The sequence below is a fragment of the Microcoleus sp. B4-D4 genome, from assembly GCF_036705185.1.
GTDB lineage: Bacteria > Cyanobacteriota > Cyanobacteriia > Cyanobacteriales > Microcoleaceae > Microcoleus.
Window position 1 is genome coordinate 20195 of record NZ_JAUBTX010000049.1, and the last position, 18960, is coordinate 39154.

At 46.7% G+C, this 18960-nt stretch carries 12 protein-coding genes; 6 read left to right on the forward strand and 6 right to left on the reverse strand.

Going from position 1 to position 18960, the window contains the following annotated elements; all coding sequences use genetic code 11:
• Window positions 1–61: 61 nt before the first annotated feature.
• Window positions 62–1729: an NAD(P)H-hydrate dehydratase gene (locus QUB13_RS25305; RefSeq protein WP_333386427.1), complete on the reverse strand. Its 1668-nt coding sequence runs from the start codon at window positions 1727–1729 to the stop codon at window positions 62–64.
• 339 nt (window positions 1730–2068) lie between these two features.
• On the opposite strand from QUB13_RS25305, the gene mnmA reads away from it, so the two are divergent.
• On the forward strand, window positions 2069–3160 hold the full coding sequence (gene mnmA / locus QUB13_RS25310; RefSeq protein ID WP_333386430.1) for a tRNA 2-thiouridine(34) synthase MnmA: 1092 nt from the start codon (window positions 2069–2071) through the stop codon (window positions 3158–3160).
• A 207-nt stretch (window positions 3161–3367) separates the two neighbouring features.
• Here the strand turns inward: mnmA and QUB13_RS25315 are convergent, their stop codons facing one another.
• Window positions 3368–3922 (reverse strand): hypothetical protein, encoded by a 555-nt coding sequence (locus tag QUB13_RS25315; protein ID WP_333386433.1) that lies wholly within the window; start codon window positions 3920–3922, stop codon window positions 3368–3370.
• Between the two features lie 949 nt (window positions 3923–4871).
• Between QUB13_RS25315 and QUB13_RS25320 the strand changes: the two genes are divergently transcribed.
• The 4 genes from QUB13_RS25320 (at window position 4872) to QUB13_RS25335 (ending at window position 9826) form a co-directional block, all read left to right on the forward strand.
• Window positions 4872–5216 carry a slr1659 superfamily regulator gene (locus tag QUB13_RS25320; RefSeq protein WP_333386435.1) on the forward strand — a complete coding sequence of 115 codons (345 nt, stop codon included), beginning with the start codon at window positions 4872–4874 and terminating at the stop codon, window positions 5214–5216.
• Window positions 5217–5286: 70 nt separating this feature from the next.
• Window positions 5287–6762: an adenylate/guanylate cyclase domain-containing protein gene (locus tag QUB13_RS25325; RefSeq protein WP_333386438.1), complete on the forward strand. Its 1476-nt coding sequence runs from the start codon at window positions 5287–5289 to the stop codon at window positions 6760–6762.
• A 602-nt stretch (window positions 6763–7364) separates the two neighbouring features.
• A complete protein-coding gene (locus QUB13_RS25330) occupies window positions 7365–9005 on the forward strand; it encodes an ABC transporter substrate-binding protein (RefSeq protein WP_333386469.1) in 1641 nt (546 codons plus the stop codon).
• Window positions 9006–9166: 161 nt separating this feature from the next.
• Complete coding sequence (locus tag QUB13_RS25335) at window positions 9167–9826, forward strand: pentapeptide repeat-containing protein (RefSeq protein WP_333386441.1); 660 nt, start codon at window positions 9167–9169, stop codon at window positions 9824–9826.
• Between the two features lie 385 nt (window positions 9827–10211).
• Here the strand turns inward: QUB13_RS25335 and QUB13_RS25340 are convergent, their stop codons facing one another.
• From QUB13_RS25340 to acnB, 4 genes are all read right to left on the reverse strand, one after another.
• Window positions 10212–10592 carry a cupin domain-containing protein gene (locus QUB13_RS25340; RefSeq protein ID WP_442922204.1) on the reverse strand — a complete coding sequence of 127 codons (381 nt, stop codon included), beginning with the start codon at window positions 10590–10592 and terminating at the stop codon, window positions 10212–10214.
• Window positions 10593–10673: 81 nt separating this feature from the next.
• A complete protein-coding gene (locus QUB13_RS25345; RefSeq protein WP_333386444.1) occupies window positions 10674–11108 on the reverse strand; it encodes a nucleic acid-binding protein in 435 nt (144 codons plus the stop codon).
• 14 nt (window positions 11109–11122) lie between these two features.
• A complete protein-coding gene (locus QUB13_RS25350; protein ID WP_333386446.1) occupies window positions 11123–11506 on the reverse strand; it encodes a hypothetical protein in 384 nt (127 codons plus the stop codon).
• A 252-nt stretch (window positions 11507–11758) separates the two neighbouring features.
• Entirely contained in the window at window positions 11759–14374 is a 2616-nt protein-coding gene (gene acnB / locus QUB13_RS25355) for a bifunctional aconitate hydratase 2/2-methylisocitrate dehydratase (RefSeq protein WP_333386449.1), read from the reverse strand.
• A 486-nt stretch (window positions 14375–14860) separates the two neighbouring features.
• Between acnB and QUB13_RS25360 the strand changes: the two genes are divergently transcribed.
• Window positions 14861–18943: an EAL domain-containing protein gene (locus QUB13_RS25360; protein WP_333386453.1), complete on the forward strand. Its 4083-nt coding sequence runs from the start codon at window positions 14861–14863 to the stop codon at window positions 18941–18943.
• The last annotated feature ends 17 nt before the right edge of the window (window positions 18944–18960 follow it).

The window sequence follows — 18960 nt, forward strand, 5'->3', positions numbered from 1 at the left end:
GAAAAGCCAAGTGCTCCCGGTGTGCGATACGAATTTATGGCAGCGAGTAGGACGATCGCCCTTAAAATTCTCGTAATGTAGGAATTAAATACTGTGTCAATGTAAAGGCATCTACTCCTAATTCTGTCCGTTCTTTGGCTGCCATGATTGCGGCTTGAGCGTGCCACCAAACTGCTGTTGCTGCCACTGCTTGAGCTGGGGATTTGCGGGCGATCCTCTTCGAGGGCTTCGCTAACGCACCTGCTAACAGTCCCCCTAACAAGCCCGTGAGAACGTCGCCGCTGCCCCCTCTAGCTAAGGCTGGGGTGCTTTCGGGATTGAGGTAGGTGATGGTACGTGAAGCGTAGCTATCCCGCAGGGAATCGCCCTCATCCTTCCAACTTATGCAAACCTTGGCTCCTTTGAACAACACGACTGCACCGCAAAGCTTAGCTGCTGCTTGACTTGCGGCAATTCGATCGTCCCCTGCGGAGGCTGCTAGATCGGGAAATAAACGCTTGAATTCGCCCGGGTGAGGCGTGATAATTGTCAGTGCTGAGCGTTCCGACAAAATCGGGATTGTGCCGAGTTGAGCGAGGATATTTAAACCGTCGGCATCTAAAACCAGAGGTCGATCGCTATCCAGTAGAGATTCTACAGCGATCGCGGCTTCCAATGTCAGACCGGGCCCAGCGGCGATCGCATCGTAACTGCTCAAATCTATTGCTACCGGCAACTCGCTAATTGCACCGCTTGAAGTTTCAGGACATCCGATAACTAAAGCCTCTGGCAAATGACTGCTCAACATCGGTTTAATCGACTCAGGAACAGCAATTGACAGCATTCCGACACCGCTTGCTCTTGCTCCCAACGCTGACAAAATTGCGGCTCCGGTGTAGCGGCGGGAACCTGCAATAATTAGCAAGTGACCGTTGGTGTATTTGTACGAAATTGGCGATCGGGGCAAGGGCAAATGCTCGATCGCCAATGTTTTGGCAATGCGTTGGATTGCTGGCGAATCACCCAATATTGCTGCAATATCTTCGACGGGAATATCAAAATCAATTAATTCACAACTGCCGATATATTCTAACGCTTGGTCTTGCAGAAAAGCCATTTTCCACAATCCCAAACACAATGTATGTTTTGCCCTGATTGCAGTCCCCAAAACTGCTCCGGTATCTGTATGAATTCCCGATGGAATATCTATACTAAAAATGGGTATGTTTAAATTATTTATTTGCTCAATAGCTGCGGCTGTGAAATTAGTAATTTCTCGTTCCAATCCAAACCCAAATAAACCATCAATTAGTAAATCGCAGTTGTTCAGCGATTCAACTTTGTCAACAAAGGGAATTTTTAAATAACGGGCATAATCAGCATGACTTTTTGTGAGTTCTTTAAGCTTAGAAAACGGGCAGTAAATAACTACGGGAAATCCTTGAAAGTGCAATTCGCGAGCCACAACCAAAGCATCGCCGCCGTTATGTCCTGGCCCAACTAATACGCCTATCGCTGGGAAGGCCGAATTAACAATCTTTTTCCCTTCTTCCCTTTTCCTGCTATCCGTTAAATCCCGTACATTGCTTGTTACCGAACTTTCCTCTTCCTTCAAGAGCGCCTGAATGCGTTTAGCAATCAATCCGGCGACTTTTTCCATTAAAGCTGCTACTGGCATTCCAGCAGCAAATATTCTGGCTTCTATTTGCCGCATTTGGTCGGCGGTGACAACAAATTTTTGAATAGTCATAAGTAGAGGGAAGAGGGAAGAAGGAAGAAGGAAGAAGGAAGAAGAAAGTTCGGCAACGAGCAATGTACGGGATTTAACGGATGTAACGGATGTAACGGATGTAAGTTTGTCGGAAGAAGGAAGAAGGAAGAGGGAAGAGGGAAGAAGGAAGAGGGAAGAAGGAAGAGATACGCAGTAAGCCTTTGAGCGATCGGTATTTTACGTTTAATTAGGTGGCTTTACTTATTAGTGCTAAAATTTCAGCTAACAGCAGCAGTACCATTTTGTAGTATACTTGTGGTATAATCGATTAGCTCGATCGCACAAAGTAACAGTAAAATAGCAAATTCTCTCCGAATCATGAACAAGATTGTTGTAGGCCTCTCCGGCGGGGTCGATAGTTCCGCAGCAGCCGCAATTTTACACCATCAGGGCTATGAAGTGGTGGGTTTAACGCTGTGGCTGATGAAAGGCAAAGGTCAGTGCTGCTCTGAGGGAATGGTCGATGCCGCTAAACTTTGCGAAGATTTGGGCGTTCCTCACCACATTGTGGACAGCCGCGAGGTCTTTCAAGCAAGTATTGTCGATTATTTGGTGGACGGTTACAGTGCAGGAGTGACGCCTTTGCCTTGTTCGCAGTGCAATAAAACTGTGAAGTTTGGGCCGATGCTCAAGTATGCTCGCGAAGAATTAGGAATTGAAAAGATTGCGACGGGACACTACGCTCGCATTACCTATGATACTGCTACGGGTCGCTATCAGTTGCTACGGGCGATCGACCCTGGCAAAGACCAGTCTTATTTCTTGTACGATTTAACACAAGATTTACTTGCCGGTACGGAGTTTCCCTTGGGGGAAATTACCAAGACAGAAACTCGCAGAATCGCGGCGGAATTTGGCTTGAGCACTGCCGACAAGCCGGAAAGTCAAGATTTGTGCTTGGTGGAAAGCAACGGTTCGATGCGGGCTTTTCTGGACAAGTACATCGCGCCGCATAGGGGTGACATTGTTGACAAGGCGGGCCGGGTACTCGGACAGCACGACGGCGTGCACCACTACACCATCGGCCAGCGGAAAGGCCTCGGCATTGCTGCGGCCCAAGCGCTGTACGTGATTGAACTCGATGCTGCTGGCAATCGGGTAATTGTGGGCGATCGCCAGTTGGCAGTAGAATCTGAATGCAATGTCCAGAAAGTAAATTGGGTTTCTGTAGCCGCACCGACTGCTCCGATTCGGGCTTCTGTACAGATTCGCTATCGATCGCAACCCGTCCCCGCTACAATTATTCCTGTAGAAACCTCCCAAGCCGACGAAAAAGCCTGCGGTACAAGAGTCAAAATAATTTTTGACGAACCGCAGTTGAGCATTACCCCCGGACAAGCCGCTGTTTGGTATGACGGAGACGTGCTGTTGGGCGGCGGCATCATCGAAAGAAATCAACTTCCCAAATAAGACAGCGGTTGAAACCGCCTCTGTACTTGGCTTACACCCGCGACTCGACTGAGCTTAGCCGAACGTTAGGCCAGCGGGTGGAAGAAGACTGGGAAATTGAAATTATCAGTCAACAGTCAACAGTCAACAGTTAACAGTCAACAGTTAACAGTTAACAGTTAACAGTCAACAGTCAACAGTCATGTATGAGTGCAACCGGAATTGATATTATTTCTTTTCCAAGCGCAACATATTTCCCCTAGTATTGGTGCGGTAAACCCAGGTTTTGCCGCCGTCAGAAACTACAACCCGCCAACCTTCCACAATCATTTGACCGCAAATTTCATCAGCCTTCGCCAGCCCCAAACAAGTATTCGGCCAACTTTGCAGTTTCGATTCAGTTACTTTCAACTTGTCAGCAGCAATTCCAGTTTGGCGCGACAAATCTTGGCGAACTGCTGCTGCTACAGTTGCCGGCAATTGGTTCGGAGGATTTGGGCGCGCGTTTTCTGCCAAATTGTCGGGAGAGGAAATTAAACTATTTAGTGCTAATCGGGAAGAGCTAATTTTTTGAGAAACCGCCGTTGACTGCTCTGGGCTTTCCCACCGGGGGAGGGAATCTTTGAGAGCGGCCGCGTTAGCCTCCGCGCTATGTACGAGCGGCGGATAAATTTCCCAAACCATAATTCCTGTCAGGACGACAGCCAATATCAAAGGATTCGGTTGCTTGTGCGTTCGGTTTTGATTTTTTTGAGAGTTATTTTTGGAGATTCGTTTGATCATGGGTCTTCTGCCTCACTTTACACGATGCGCGATCGAGAGCGATCGCTCAAAAGCAAATACAGTCCCGGACGCACCGGTAGTCAGAAATCGGGTTTTTTGGGTCTAGATGCGTCCATAACTGAAATGTTTATTTAGATACTGCTGTTGCTGCCGTTTATTGCTTTGTGCAGAACCAACTTGAGGGCCGGTGCGGCACAAGTATTTTATCCTCGCTGCCGATACTGATGTTTCAAGAAAATTGCACTACCGAGTTATTAATTAATTTTTACTTTTAATCTGCGGGTATCTAGAAAAATTTAGCCCTAAGTAAATATTCTGAAAAGAATCTGATGGTGGTCGAGAATCTCAGTACAAATAACTATCGATTGTCCCAAAACTACTAAAGGTGTTTTAGACTGTGGGAGACGAGCTGAGCCAGCGCTCTCAAACCGATGCAGCACAATCTGTTTCCGCAGAACGGGCAGGCATTACAACTTCAGCCAATTATTTTCATTGTAGCATTTTATTCTTAAAGTGCGATCGAAGCGTCGTTTTTAGATTGTAGATTTTATATTTTATATTTGAGATTGTAGATTTTATATTTTATATTTTAGATGAATTACCGGAGGTTTAAGCAAACAGTGCTAGACGCATCAATGCCACATAAACCGCGTTTTGATCGGGATTCAAGGTCTGGATGCAATATTTTTACCCGTCAAACGCGGTTTATCACCAAAGAGTGCGAAAGTGTTACAAAAGTCTAAGATTTTGAACTTTCCACAGTCCTGCGGCAGCCTGTATCCGTTGTTGGGCGGAGTCAAAAATACTTTAGTAGCGATCGCTACTTTTTTAGTAAGATATTGTTGAAATAAATCGATTATGAACAAAAAATCCCTCGCAATCCCTTTAATGAATCGGCTGAGCTATCCTCAAAAATTTACCTTAATATCTAAGGGACTTTTTCGTGACAATGGAAATTCAGACACAAGATTACCATACCTGCTACGATCCAGCAACGGCAACCGTGAGTTTTGTTGGCTCTCTCAGGCTGAGCAGGCTTGGGGAGTACGCGCCGATAGCACAGTTGCTCGGCGAGGTGCCAGACTCCGAACCGGCGAAAATTACCCTAAATTTGCAGCAGTTAGAATTTTTGAACAGTTCGGGCATAAATATGCTGTCGAAGTTTATAATCGAGCAGCGCAAAAAAGCTCTAGTGCAAATGGCAGCACAAGGCTCTCAACCCATAGCTTGGGAGGGTAAATCGTTGAAGAATTTGCCACGCCTGATGCCTGGTTTGCAGTTGGAATTAGTATAGACACATGGTTACTTTTATGATGCAGGCTGTTGAGCAATTTTCTGTTAGTAGAGGTGCAAATTCTCGGGTTATGCTGGAAGAACAACCATCTAGAGAACAGCTACTTTTAGAGATAGAAAGATTGCGCCAGCAAGTGGCAGACTTGAAGGAGGAAAAAGCAGATCTGAAAATCTTGCTGGAAACTACTGCTCAACATTCTGATACGGTTGAAACCCAGTTGCGCGATCGGGCATTGGAGGCGGTGCGGGAAGGCGAAATTAAGCTGGCTCAATTTCTGGAAGCGATTCCAATAGGCGTAGCCGTGCTCGATTCTGAAGGCAAACCTTACTACGTCAATCACGCCGGACAGCAGTTACTCGGTAAAGGAGTTTTGCCCTTAAATGCAGTTGATAAATTGTCAGATATTTATCAAATTTATATCGCGGGAACTGATACTATTTACCCTTTCGATAATTTGCCGATCGTTCGAGCTTTTAGGGGTGAAAGTTCGACTGCTGACGATATGGAAGTTCATCAACCAGACCGTAAAATTCCTATTGAAGGTTGGGGAACACCAATTTTTGACGAGGCTGGTAAAGTTGCTTTTGCGATCGCAATTTTTCAAGATATCACGAAACGCAAACAAGCTGAAACCGACCGTCACGAATTGATTAAAAAACTATTTGAAGTCAATCAAAATTTAGAAACATCTCTGGATGTTGAATCAGACTCAACCGATGCCTACGGGCGATTTGTGCCGCATCAATTTTTAAATTTATTGGGATATGAAAGTATTCTTGATGTTAATTTAGGCGACCAAGTGCAGGAGGAAATGTCGGTGTTATTTGGCGATATCCGCAACTTCACGACGCTTTCGGAAACTATGACACCGCAAGAAAATTTCAATTTTATCAATGCTTACCTCTCGCGGATGGAGCCGGCTATTACTAGCAATAATGGCTTTATAGATAAATACATCGGCGATGCAATTATGGCTTTATTTAGTGACTGTGCTGATGATGCTGTGAAAGCTGGTATTGCGATGCTACACACCCTGACTGATTACAACCAACACCGTCAAAGTGTCGGCTACATCCCAATTCAAATTGGCATTGGTATCAATTCGGGTTCTTTGATGCTGGGGACAGTCGGCGGCGCAAGCCGAATGGACACCACTGTGATTAGCGATGCTGTTAATTTGGCATCTCGGATTGAAGGATTGACTAAAGATTACGGCGTACCTCTGTTAATTTCTCAGCAGACTTTGGAACGGTTGCGAAATCCTGCTGATTATGCTATTCGGATTGTGGATAAAGTACAGGTTAAAGGAAAATCTCAATATGTTATAGTCTATGAGGTCTTTGATGCAGATCCTGCGGAAATTCTGGGGGCAAAGCTAGCAAATTTGCCTGTATATACTGAAGCGATGTTATTGTGCGATCGCAAGGAGTTCCGAGAAGCGGGAAAATTGTTTGAAGAGTGTTTGCGGACAAATCCGAGCGATCGGGTAGCTCGCATTTACCTCAAACGCTGTCGGGATTGGCGATCGCTCCTCAAGGGACTTTAGTTGTTGGTTATTGGTTGTTGGTTATTGGTTATTGGTTGTTGGTTGTTGGTTGTTGGTTATTGGTTGTTGGTTGTTGGTTAGTTGTTAGTTGTTATTGGTTAGTTGTTATTGGTTAGTTGTTATTGGTTATTTTAGCTGCTCGCAAAGTCGAAGGCTAGTCATTAGTCGTTGATTAACTTGTTCTCCGGCTCTGCGAAATAAACCCATATAGAACCCATTTGACATCTTTGAGTTTTTGGGTGGGGTGACGAGAAATATAGAGAGAAACTGGTTTCTGAGATTTATGCAAGGGGCGAGAAACCGGGTATTCTTGGATTTTTTGGTTGGGTGACCAGAAATATAGAGATCAACCCGGTTTCTGAGATTTACGCAGAATAGATATCAAATGGGTTCTATACAGAGGCTCTGCCTCGTTTGGAAAAAATTCAAAAATACGGTTCGTAGTGTGGACTTTAGTCCGCACGCGCGATCCAATCTTAACTTCTTTCCAGGCTATTCCTGGGAACGAGTAGTAAAACATCTACCAAGAAACCGGATTTCTAGTCTAAAAGTGCGTAAGTCCTGATAATATATTGAGTAATTTGGAGTATCAAGAAAATACGATGGCAATTAACAAGCGACAGCCGAGAATATCTATAAAACCTTCAGTGATTAAAGTTATAGCTCTGTTCTGTCTGTGCTGCTTGTTAACTGCAAGCTGTTCCCAGAGGGCCTCTCGATCGCCCAATTCGCCCCAAAACGATCGCGTTACGATCGGCACAACCTTGAAATTGCGGACGATCGACCCTGCAGACGCTTACGAAATTATATCAGGACAACTGCTACGCAACTTGGGCGACACTCTCTACACCTACAAGTCGGGAACTACTGAGTTAATCCCCAGCTTGGCCACCGCAATGCCAAAAATTAGCAACGACGGATTGACATATACAATTCCCCTGCGTCAAGGCGTGACTTTTCACGACGAAACACCGTTTAACGCCGCAGCAATGGAATTTTCGTTGCAGCGGTTTATCAAAAATGGTGGCCGTCCATCTTTCTTGCTGGGCGATGCAGTAGAATCGGTGAAAGCGACGGGCGAATACGAAATAACTTTTCAACTCAAAAAGCCTTTTGCTGCTTTTCCTTCCATGCTGACATTTGCCGGCCTTTGTCCCATTTCTCCGACAGCTTACGAGATTGGAGACGGTAAATTTAAACCCGATACGTTTGTGGGAACTGGACGCTACAAACTGGCGAAGTACGGCAGCGATTCTCTGAAGTTTGACGCATTTGATAAGTATTGGGGAGAAAAACCTGTCAATCAAGGAATTGATTTGTTGCTACTTTCTAGTTCGTCAAATTTGTTCAATACTTTTCGCACAGGTGCGATCGATGTGGCTTATTTGTCTCTGGATGCAGACCAAGTTCGCAGCTTAGACGAGGGGTCAAAAAAAGGGAAATGGCAGGAAATCGCGGGGGAAAGCAGTACAGTTAGTTATATGACGCTGAATACTAAGTCTAAACCGTTGGACAAGTTAGAAGTGAGACAGGCGATCGCCTCCGTGATGGATCGCCCCCTGATTAACGATCGCGTACTTCGGGGACAAGCCCAGCCACTGTACAGTCTGATTCCCACAACCTTCGACGTTAACAAGCCCGTGTTTAAAGAACTTTACGGCGACGCGAACACAGCCAAAGCCAAGGAATTGTTAACAAAAGCGGGATATTCGGCCGCCAATCCTTTTATTCTGCAAATTTGGTATCCTTCTGCTTCCACAAAGCGATCGTTAGTTGCGAGTACGATCGAGGCGCTAGCCAAGCTAAAAATGGACGGGATAATGCAGGTAGAAGTTAACAGCGTTGAATCTCCGACTTTGTTTCAAAATATAGAGAAGGGGATTTATCCTGCGGTTTTGGTGGATTGGTACGCCGATTTTTTTGACGCTGACAATTACATTCAGCCGTTTTTGGATTGTGACACGGGTTCGGTGGCCACCGGGTGCGAAAAGGGTGCGAGTCAGGGTCAGGGTTCGTTTTATTATAGCGATCGAGTAAATCAACTTATCGACAAGCAACGCAAAGAATTAAACCCCCAAACCCGGAAAGCTTTGTTTGGCGAAATTCAGGACATACTAGGTAGAGATGTACCTTTCATCCCTCTTTGGCAGGATAAGGACTATACTTTTGCTCAGAACAACATCAGCGGCGTCCGTTTAGAACCGACGCAATCCTTTCCCTTTTGGTTCCTGAAAAAGCAATAATTGTTTACAATGATTTTGAGGAATTGAAACGTCAATAATTTTATCATGTTGTGTGCATAATAGGGTGATGATTGTCACAGTTTATCGAAGAGACCGATCACCCAACCCTCTAGAAATATGTGGGATATTATTAAAAGAGAGATATCGCCGAGGGTGAGTATATGAAATTTGGAATTTTAACAACAACAGCGCTACTGATTGCAATGGGTTTTGCTTCTGGAGTCAAAGCAGAAAACGTATTGCAAGTCAAGCAACTATTAGAAACTAAAGAATGTACCAAGTGTGACTTGACAGGAGCGCAGCTTGCTGGTATGGATCTCAGCGGAGCCGACTTGAGCGGAGCGAATTTGAGCGGAGCTAATTTGAACGGTGCTAATCTCAATGAAGCAAAACTGAACGAAGCCAATCTGCAACAAGCTAAATTGCAAGGTGCGAGTTTAATTGCCGCTAGAATGCACGGAGTAAATTTGCAGGGCGCTGATTTAACCAAGGCTAATCTGAGTCTGGCGGGTTTAGTAATTGCCAGCTTGAAAAATACCAACCTCACCAACGCTAATTTAGTGGGCGCTAATTTAGAAGGTGCCGATTTGGCTGGCGCCAATATGAGAAATGCTCGCCAGTCTATAGCGAATTTAGCTAATGTCAGCCTCAGAGGCGGCAGTTTGTCGGGAATCGACGTACAGGGAGTTAACTTGCGGGATGCAAATTTGACCGGTGCTAATTTGACTGGTGCAAATTTGAACGGTTCGGACTTGACTGGTGCTAATTTAATGAATGCAAATATGGCAAATGTAGATTTGAAAAATGCTGCTTTACCGTAGGAATATCGCCAATTGCTAAATCAGATGCTCGTTTTTAACAAGCTTAATATCATCCTGTAGGGGCCATTTCCGAAATGGCCCCTACAGTTATAATTGTAGGATTTATCTCGTTTCCTGTCGCCGCGTGGGTAATTGTTCGGTGCGCGGCGCTTTTCCCTGACATCGTTTCCGGTTGCATAGGAATAATAAAATCGAGTCAACAGTCAACAGTCAACAGTCAACAGTCAACAGTCAACAGTCAACAGTCAACAATCAACAGTCAACAGTCAACAGTCCGTAGGGGCGGTGGATGGTGCGTGCGGGCCCTCTTAACAGTCAACAGTCACCTGACGGTGCAACCGCAATTGATATGACATCTGCGATTGCTTCATATTTTGATGTCGGATCAATCTTCTTCGTCAGCATCTTGGGCGAAACGGATAATGTCATCATCGCCGAGGTACTCGCCATTTTGGATTTCAATCATCACCAGAGGAATCACGCCTGGGTTTTCCACGCGGTGAGCAGTATTCATGGGAACGTAGGTTGACTGTTTCTGCATGAGAATCGTCTCTTTGTCATCGCAGATCACTTTAGCGGTACCGGAGACGACAACCCAGTGCTCGCTGCGGTGATAGTGCATTTGCGTCCTGATGTGGTGTCCCGGCTTGACTTCGATGCGATTGATCTTGTAACGATCGCCCGCGTCTATGACTGTAACTTTACCCCAAAACCGGGTTTGCGTGCGATCGTCCGTTTTTTCGATTGTGTCCGCTGTTTCCACCATGCTGTCGATCTCGCTAACGGTGTATGTAAAAATATCTATAGTTGAAAGTATATCAGAATGTAAGTGCGATCGATTTAAACATTACTGAATTAGCCGCCAGTCGCGAGCATCCACAAATTGCGATAAATGCCCCACATTTGTTGTAGCAATTACCACCTCATTGCCTTCACTTGCCTCCAATATTGCTTGAGCCGCCAAAATCACATCCCCGTCAAGTGCATTGGGTTCTGCGGTTGGTCTTCCTCTGCTTCTCGCGTCAGCCCACAACTGAGCCGCTAAAAGCATTACCTCCGAAGTCAAAGGACGGTATGTAAGGACATTCTTGAATAGGTCAAGTTTTCTGATACCTCTCTCTTTTCCCGCTCGAATCAATTCTCGCCGCACCTCATAGTCAGCAATTTCAGGCAGGATTACCATTTCGCCATTTTGTAGTAAAGAGTCTAGCCAAAGTTGGCATTCCAAATAAGGAGGTTTGGCTTGAGGGTTTGTTACCATTCCTAATGGGCCAGAATCCAAAATAATTATTCTGCTCATTGAAACAAGGGTCGATCAGACATCCGATCTTCATTTATCACTTGTTCTAGACATTCCGCAATTTCTTTTTGCTCTTGTTCGTCATCCTCTTCTCGCCACGATCGCAATAATTCAATTGCACCTTGATTTCTTTGTATCCGCTCCTCCAGCGACAGTTGAGTAATGTCAATTTTCTCCGATGTCTGGGGAGGCTCGGACAAGACTGGCTTTACTGTCACAGTTTCCAGAAATAACCTCATCATTTTAAGCAAATTCGGCCAATATTCTCTCGGAGTTTGCTGAATGACGCGGAGAAACTCTACCATTTCATTACCAATGCGAATTTCTGGCGCTGAAGTTGGTATCTCAGGGTTTTCAGTGATTAAAGCTCGTTCAGACATACTTTTTTTCTCCTCAATCGGATTTATATGAATCAGCAGGTCGATCGATATCCTGGATGGGAATTAGAGATTGGCGATCGAACTCGCCTCTACTTATATTGTAAACAAAAGACGGGGGGAGCATCTCAGTTGTGCAAAAATTCACAACTGAGATGCTCCCAAAGGCGAGGATAATTCATCCAGATTCTGGGATTTTTTTGAACCGCTGACATCTGCGGTTCAAAACAACCATTTCACTGAATTTCGAGGAAACTACTTGCTCAACACACCTTCAGGAATCCCCAAAATATCCTCAATGCGCGGCATATCTTCCACAGCAATCACTCGCCCTTCATCCTCAAAACCAGCAATTTGATCGAAATTCAAATATCGATACAAATCACCAGCAAAAGGATTGATTTTCTTCGCCACAATCTCCATGTATTCTGCGACTGTAGGAATGCGACCCAACAGCGAACAAACAGCAGCTAATTCCGCAGAACCGAGATAAACTTGTGCGTCTTTCCCCATCCGGTTGTTGAAATTGCGAGTCGAAGTTGAAAAAACCGTTGTGGCATCTTTTACCCGCGCTTGATTGCCCATACAAAGACTGCATCCCGGCATTTCCGTCCGCGCTCCAGCCGCTCCAAAAATGCTGTAATAACCTTCTTCTTTTAGTTGTTGTTCGTCCATCCGAGTTGGCGGACAAATCCACAGGCGAGTTTTTACTTCCCCTGCACCTTCCAACACCTTCGCAGTGGCGCGGTAGTGGCCGATATTTGTCATGCAAGAACCGACAAATACTTCGTCAACCCGATCGCCCGCAACCTCACTCAACAACTTAACATTATCCGGGTCATTCGGTGCAGCCACAATGGGTTCAGTAATCTCGTTGAGATCGATCTCGATGATTTCAACATACTCCGCATCAGCATCAGCTTCTAGCAGCACCGGATTAGCCAGCCATTCCTCCATCTTCGCCACCCGGCGCATCATCGTCCGCGCATCTTCATAGCCCCGCGCTACCATGTTTTTCAGCAGCGCGACGTTGGAGCGAATGTACTCAGAAACAGTCTCCACGCTCAATTTAATCGTGCATCCGGCGCAAGAACGCTCGGCCGAGGCATCAGTCAATTCAAACGCCTGCTCGACCTTCAAATCGGGCAAACCTTCAATTTCCATGATCCGCCCCGAAAAGACGTTTTTCTTATTCTGTTTTGAGACTGTCAGCAAACCTTTTTGAATCGCCACGTAGGGAATTGCATTCACCACATCCCGCAGGGTTACTCCCGGCTGCAATTCACCCTTGAAGCGCACTAAAACAGATTCCGGCATATCCAAAGGCATCACGCCCAAGGCGGCAGCAAATGCCACCAATCCCGAACCCGCAGGAAAGGAAATTCCTAAAGGAAAACGTGTGTGAGAATCGCCGCCGGTTCCTACTGTATCTGGCAATAACATCCGGTTGAGCCAAGAGTGAATAATGCCGTCTCCGGGACGCAAAGCTATACCCGCCCGCTGTGCCATGAAATCGGGCAATTCGTGGTGAGTTTTGACATCAACAGGTTTTGGATAGGCCGCGGTGTGGCAGAAACTTTGAATTACCAAATCGGCGCTAAATCCCAAACAAGCAAGTTCTTTTAATTCGTCGCGAGTCATGGGCCCGGTGGTGTCTTGGGAACCGACTGTGGTCATTAATGGTTCGCAAGATGTACCGGGACGCACGCCTGTTAAACCGCAGGCTTTCCCTACCATTTTTTGGGCTAAGGTGAAGCCTTTACCTGTGTCGGCAGGAATTGTTGGACGGGTGAAAATCGGGCTAATTCCTAGTCCTAAAGCTTCGCGGGTTTTGTCGGTTAATGTGCGTCCAATTAATAGGGGAATGCGGCCGCCGGCGCGAACTTCGTCTGTGATTGTGTCGGGTTTGAGGGTGAAGGTGGAGATGATTTCTCCGGCTTCGTTGGTGATTTCTCCTTTGTAGGGATGGATGGTAATTACCATTCCGGTTTCCATTTTGCTGACATCACATTCGATCGGCAATGCGCCGGAATCTTCAGCAGTATTGAAGAAAATCGGGGCGATCGCACTTCCCAAAATATATCCGCCGCTGCGCTTGTTTGGCACAAACGGAATATCATTGCCAATGTGCCACAGCACTGAGTTAATCGCTGATTTGCGCGAGGAACCGGTGCCGACAACATCGCCGACGTAGGCTACGGGATGGCCTTTTTGCTTCAATTGGGCGATCGTTTCCAGAGCTTGGGGCATCTTACTTTCCAGCATCGCTAAAGCGTGCAAGGGAATGTCCGGCCGCGTGGTAGCTTGAGGTGCCGGAGACAAGTCGTCGGTATTCGTTTCTCCGGGTACTTTGAAGACTGTCACGGTAATGGCTTCGGCTAGTTGGGGCCGGCCGGTAAACCACTCGGCATCCGCCCAAGAATCTATGACTTGCTTGGCGTAGGGATTGGTATCCGACAGGGCGAGAATGTCGTGGAAGGCGTCAAATACTAACAGCGTTTTGCTCAAGGCGCGGGCTGCGGTGGCGGGGATGGCTGTTTCGGCAGTAGGATGGAGTAAATCGATTAAAGATTGGACGTTGTAACCTCCCATCATTGTCCCCAGCAGGTAAACTGCCCATTTGGGAGCAATTAGGGGGCTGTGGATTTCGCCTTTGGCAATGCCGGTCAGAAAACCTGCTTTGACGTAGGCGGCGCTGTCTACGCCTGGGGGTACGCGATCGCGCAATAATTCTACTAAGGCTTCTTCTTCCCCAGGCGGCGGATTTTTGAGCAATTCGCAGAGTTCTGAGGTTTGCTGGGCGTCTAGCGGCAGCGGTGGAATTCCCAGTGCGGCCCGTTCGGCAGCGTTATGGCGGTAAGATTCAAGCATTTGTGTTCTCTCTCAAAATTGTGTTGGGTAGTTGTTTGCAGGTGACATTACTTTTTAGATTAGGCGCTGGCGCTACATATTTGGCAAAGCACCCGCTCTTATAAAAACTTAACGCAACTTTAAAAACAGTAGATTTTCATACTAAAGACAAAATCTGTCTGTATCTGCTGGAGCGCTGCTTAAACTCCAGCCAAGAAGTTTTCCGGCGTTGAGTTGCATTGTTCTGGTTAAAATTAGTATGGCGGAGGTAATGTCGATCGCCCGCGAGCATCTCAAATCGTTAACTACCAGAAAGAATTCGTTTAAAGCCTCTCCCTTTTAGCTAGAAATTAAAAGAAGGTTATTCATTACGACCATCCTCTTCCTTCCAGGTAGAGGTCGCCCTCAACCCTTCTCTAGGCGAGGGGGGAGGTTGTCAACTGTCCACTGTCAACTGTTCACTGAATACAAGCTTAAATTTATCCGCAGAAATGGATCGATTAAAAAATGGAAAGTTTTATCCCTGAAAACTGTGAAGATTGTCAGGGCTCGGCTGCCAAGGCAGACTTTTACCAAGAGCTGCAAGCAACTCAAGAATTATTGCTGACGATCGCCAATTCAATTCCGATGCCTACGATCGTCACCAGTCTGGCTGATGGCACAATTATTTATAGCAACGATTTATGCCATCAGGCTTTCGGGTTCAAAGCATTTGAGATCGACGGCCAAAAAGCCGAAACACTCTACAACAACCCCAAAAAACGCCAGGAATTGCTCGATGTCCTCGCCCGCAACGGACAAGTCAGCGAGATAGAAGTCCGCCTCAAAAAAGCTGACGGCACTCTGTTTTGGGCAAGTGTATCGATGCGGTATTTGACATTGCTGTCGGAAAAATCCGTGCTGTCGGTGTTCTGTGACATTAGCGATCGCAAGCGAGCAGCAGCCAACGAGCAGGAATTGCTCGCCTCCATCCACTTGCGGGCCCGCCAGCAAGCAGCCGTCGCTTACTTGGGGCAGCAGGCGCTGGCGGAAACAGATTTGTCCGCACTGATGGACAAAGCTGCGGTTTTAATTGCTCAAACGCTGGATGTTGATTATTGTCAGTTGTTGGAACTGTTGCCCTCGGGCCATGCTTTTCAGTTGCGAGCGGGGGTTGGCTGGCAGCCGGGCCTCGTCGGCAGGGCTACTGTTACCGCTTCTGCCCGATCGCAAGCTGGTTACACGTTGCTAGTTGGCAAAGCCACGATTGTCGAAGATTTGCGGGTGGAAACGCGCTTTAGCGAGTTGCCGCTGCTGCACAACCACCGGGCTGTGAGCGGCGTCACTGTCATCGTTCCCGGCAATCGGGAACTGGAGAGGAACTGGGGAGAAGCAGAACCAGCGAACACCTCCTCCTCGCAACCCTGGGGCGTTTTGGGAGTTCACACCAGCCAAGGGCGGGTTTTCAGTCAAGATGACGTTTATTTTGTAGAAGCGATCGCCAACGTGTTAGCTGCGGCGATCGATCGCATTCGATCGCAAGAGCGCTTGCAAATGATGGAACGGGCGATCGAAAGCAGCAGCAACGGCATTGTAATTACCGATGCGACGCTTGCAGACAATCCGATTATTTATGTCAATCCCAGTTTTGAGCGGATAACGGGTTATTGCAGAGATGAATTAATTGGTAAAAATTGCCGATTTTTGCAGCGCCAAGGCACGAGTCAGGAGGCTGTAGAAGAGCTGCGAATCGCTATTGAAGAAGGCAGGAATTCTCAAGTTATATTGCAGAACTTTCGGAAAGATGGCTCGCCTTTTTGGAACGAAGTTTCTATTGCTCCGGTTTACAACTCGCGCCGGCACTTAACTCACTTTATTGGAGTTCAAACCGACATTACCGACCGCCAGCAATCGGAAGAAGAATTATTTTTAAAGTCTCAAGCTTTAGCAACTTTTAGCGCTAATCTCAAACACTTGCACCGGATTACAACTTATCATTATCAAAATTTTGAAGAACTGGTTGAAGATTATCTAACAGCAGGCTGTTTGATGTTTGGACTTTCTATTGGCATCATGGCTGAAGTTCAGGAGGAAACTTTTATTGTGCGGGCAGCGAAAGCAGAGTTAGGATACTTCGTTCCAGGCTTAGAATTGAACCTCAGCGATACTTACTGCGCTCCGGTGATTAAACTTAAAAAAACAGTTTCGTATTCTCATATAGGAGCCGATATGGAGATGCGCGAACATCCAGCTTATCAAAAATGCCAGTCGGAATCTTACATCGGAACGCCGATATTTGTTAACAACAAAACTTACGGTACATTGAGTTTTAGTTCGCGAGAAATCAAGAAAAAGAAATTTGAGTACCAGGAAATAGAAATCATAGAATTGATGGCTCAAAGCATCGGTAAAATTCTGGCGGTTCACCAAATGGAAATCGAACGCCAGCAAGCCGAAAAAGAGCGCTGCGAGTTAATATTATCTCTGCAAGAAAGTGAAGAACGCTACCGCCGTTTAGTAGAACTGTCTCCCGAAGCGATCGTCGTTCACAGTCAAGAGAAAATCGCCTACATCAATGCTGCCGGTGCTAAACTCCTCGGTGCGAGTTCTCCGGCAGAGTTAATCGGCTTTCCGATATTGCATTTTGTCCATTCAAACTATGTGGAAACAGCGCAAAAGCGCATGAGGCAAGTCGAGCAAGAAAATAAGCCGATCGAGCTTGCCGAGCAAAAACTGATGCGGCTAGACGGAGAAATCATCGACGTTGAAGTGGCCGGCATCCCCGCCCTTTATCAAGGCGCAGCCGCCGCCCAGATTATTATCAGAGATGTCACCGAGCGCAAGCGAGTAGAACGGCAACTGCTGCACGGTGCTTTTCACGACGCGCTGACGGGTTTGCCAAACCGCGTTTTGTTCCTCGACAGGCTGGGACAAGCCATCCGCCGATCAAATCAATCCTCCGATTACAAATTTGGTTTACTTTTCCTAGATTTAGACCGCTTCAAAGTAGTTAATGATTCTTTAGGACACGTTTTAGGAGACAAACTGCTAGTCGCCCTCGCAGACAGGCTGCTAACCTGCGTGCGGGCTTCTGATACCGTCGCCCGGTTGGGGGGAGACGAATTCACCATCCTGCTAGACCACATTCAGAGCCTCACCGATGCCACCCAAGCAGCTAACAGAATACAAACAGAACTGACTTTACCGTTTCATATCGAAGGGCACGAAGTATTTACCACCGCTAGCATTGGCATTGTTTTCAGTCAAGGCGAAGTCGCAGCAGCCGACACAAGAGGCAAATCGAATCTGTACGCTCACCCGGAAGAATTTCTGCGCGATGCTGACATTGCTATGTACCGCGCTAAAGCTTTGGGCAAGGCCCGCCACGAAGTGTTTAATTTGGCGATGCACGACCAAACTATGTCGCTGTTGCAGTTAGAAAATGACTTGCGTATGGCTATTTTGGGCAAGCAGGAATTAGGTGCGAACAAGGATGAATGTTCCCACTTTATTCTGCACTACCAACCGATTATTTCGATCGCCAGCGGTGCGATCGAGGGTTTTGAGGCTTTGGTGCGCTGGCAGCACCCGGTTCGGGGTCTAGTGCCACCTTCTAGTTTTATTCCTGTAGCTGAGGAAACCGGTTTGATCGTGCCTCTGGGAGCTTGGGTGCTGCGGGAAGCTTGCCGACAATTGCGCCTTTGGCAAGAAATGTTAATGAAGGAAGAAGGAAGAAGGAAGAAGGAAGAAGGAAGAAAGAATAAGGAAGAGGGAAGAAAGAATAAGGAAGAGGGAAGTTCGGCAACGAGCAATGTACGGGATGTAACGGATGTAACGGATGTAAGTCCGTCGGAAGAGGGAAGTTCGGCAACGAGCAATGTACGGGATGTAACGGATGTAACGGATGTAAGTCCGTCGGAAGAAGGAAGAGGGAAGAACGAAGAAGGAAGAAAGAATAAGGAAGAAGGAAGAGGGAAAATTAATGCCCAATTCCCAATGCCCGATGCCCGATTCCCGATGCCCGATGCCCGATGCCCAATGCCCAATTACCAATTACCAATTATTGACCCTTCGCAATTAACAATGAGCGTCAATCTTTCTCCGAAACAGTTAGGTTTGCCGAATTTAATCGAACAGATAGATGAAATTTTGGCAGAAACAGGCTGCGCTCCGAGCTGTTTAAAATTGGAGATTACTGAAAGTGCGATCGTAGAAAATGTGGCTAAAGCCAATATTGTGCTGGCCCAATTAAAAGGTAGAAATATTCGATTGTCGATCGACGATTTCGGTACTGGCTATTCGTCTTTGAGTTACTTGCACCGTTTTCCGCTGGATACGCTGAAGATCGATCGCTCTTTTGTGAGTCGCTTGGGGGCCATCGAAAATGGTGGCGGCGGGGGTCAGCCTTTGCAGATTGTGCGGGCGATCGTAACTTTGGCTCACAATTTGGGATTAAATGCGATCGCCGAAGGTGTGGAGACAGCCCAACAGTTAGCACAGCTTCGGGAATTAGGCTGCGAATTAGCTCAGGGATATTGGTTTTCTAAACCTTTGGACAGTGTAACGATGACTGAAATACTGATAAATTTCGGTTCGATTGTTGAGACTTGAGTCATATGATGTGCGAT

Coding starts and splice junctions, on each gene's coding strand:
- QUB13_RS25305 (WP_333386427.1), bottom strand. CDS start 1,729: ATGACTATTCAAAAATTTGTTGTCACCGCCGACCAAATGCGGCAAATA.
- mnmA (WP_333386430.1), top strand. CDS start 2,069: ATGAACAAGATTGTTGTAGGCCTCTCCGGCGGGGTCGATAGTTCCGCA.
- QUB13_RS25315 (WP_333386433.1), bottom strand. CDS start 3,922: ATGATCAAACGAATCTCCAAAAATAACTCTCAAAAAAATCAAAACCGA.
- QUB13_RS25320 (WP_333386435.1), top strand. CDS start 4,872: ATGGAAATTCAGACACAAGATTACCATACCTGCTACGATCCAGCAACG.
- QUB13_RS25325 (WP_333386438.1), top strand. CDS start 5,287: ATGCTGGAAGAACAACCATCTAGAGAACAGCTACTTTTAGAGATAGAA.
- QUB13_RS25330 (WP_333386469.1), top strand. CDS start 7,365: ATGGCAATTAACAAGCGACAGCCGAGAATATCTATAAAACCTTCAGTG.
- QUB13_RS25335 (WP_333386441.1), top strand. CDS start 9,167: ATGAAATTTGGAATTTTAACAACAACAGCGCTACTGATTGCAATGGGT.
- QUB13_RS25340 (WP_442922204.1), bottom strand. CDS start 10,592: ATGGTGGAAACAGCGGACACAATCGAAAAAACGGACGATCGCACGCAA.
- QUB13_RS25350 (WP_333386446.1), bottom strand. CDS start 11,506: ATGTCTGAACGAGCTTTAATCACTGAAAACCCTGAGATACCAACTTCA.
- acnB (WP_333386449.1), bottom strand. CDS start 14,374: ATGCTTGAATCTTACCGCCATAACGCTGCCGAACGGGCCGCACTGGGA.
- QUB13_RS25360 (WP_333386453.1), top strand. CDS start 14,861: ATGGAAAGTTTTATCCCTGAAAACTGTGAAGATTGTCAGGGCTCGGCT.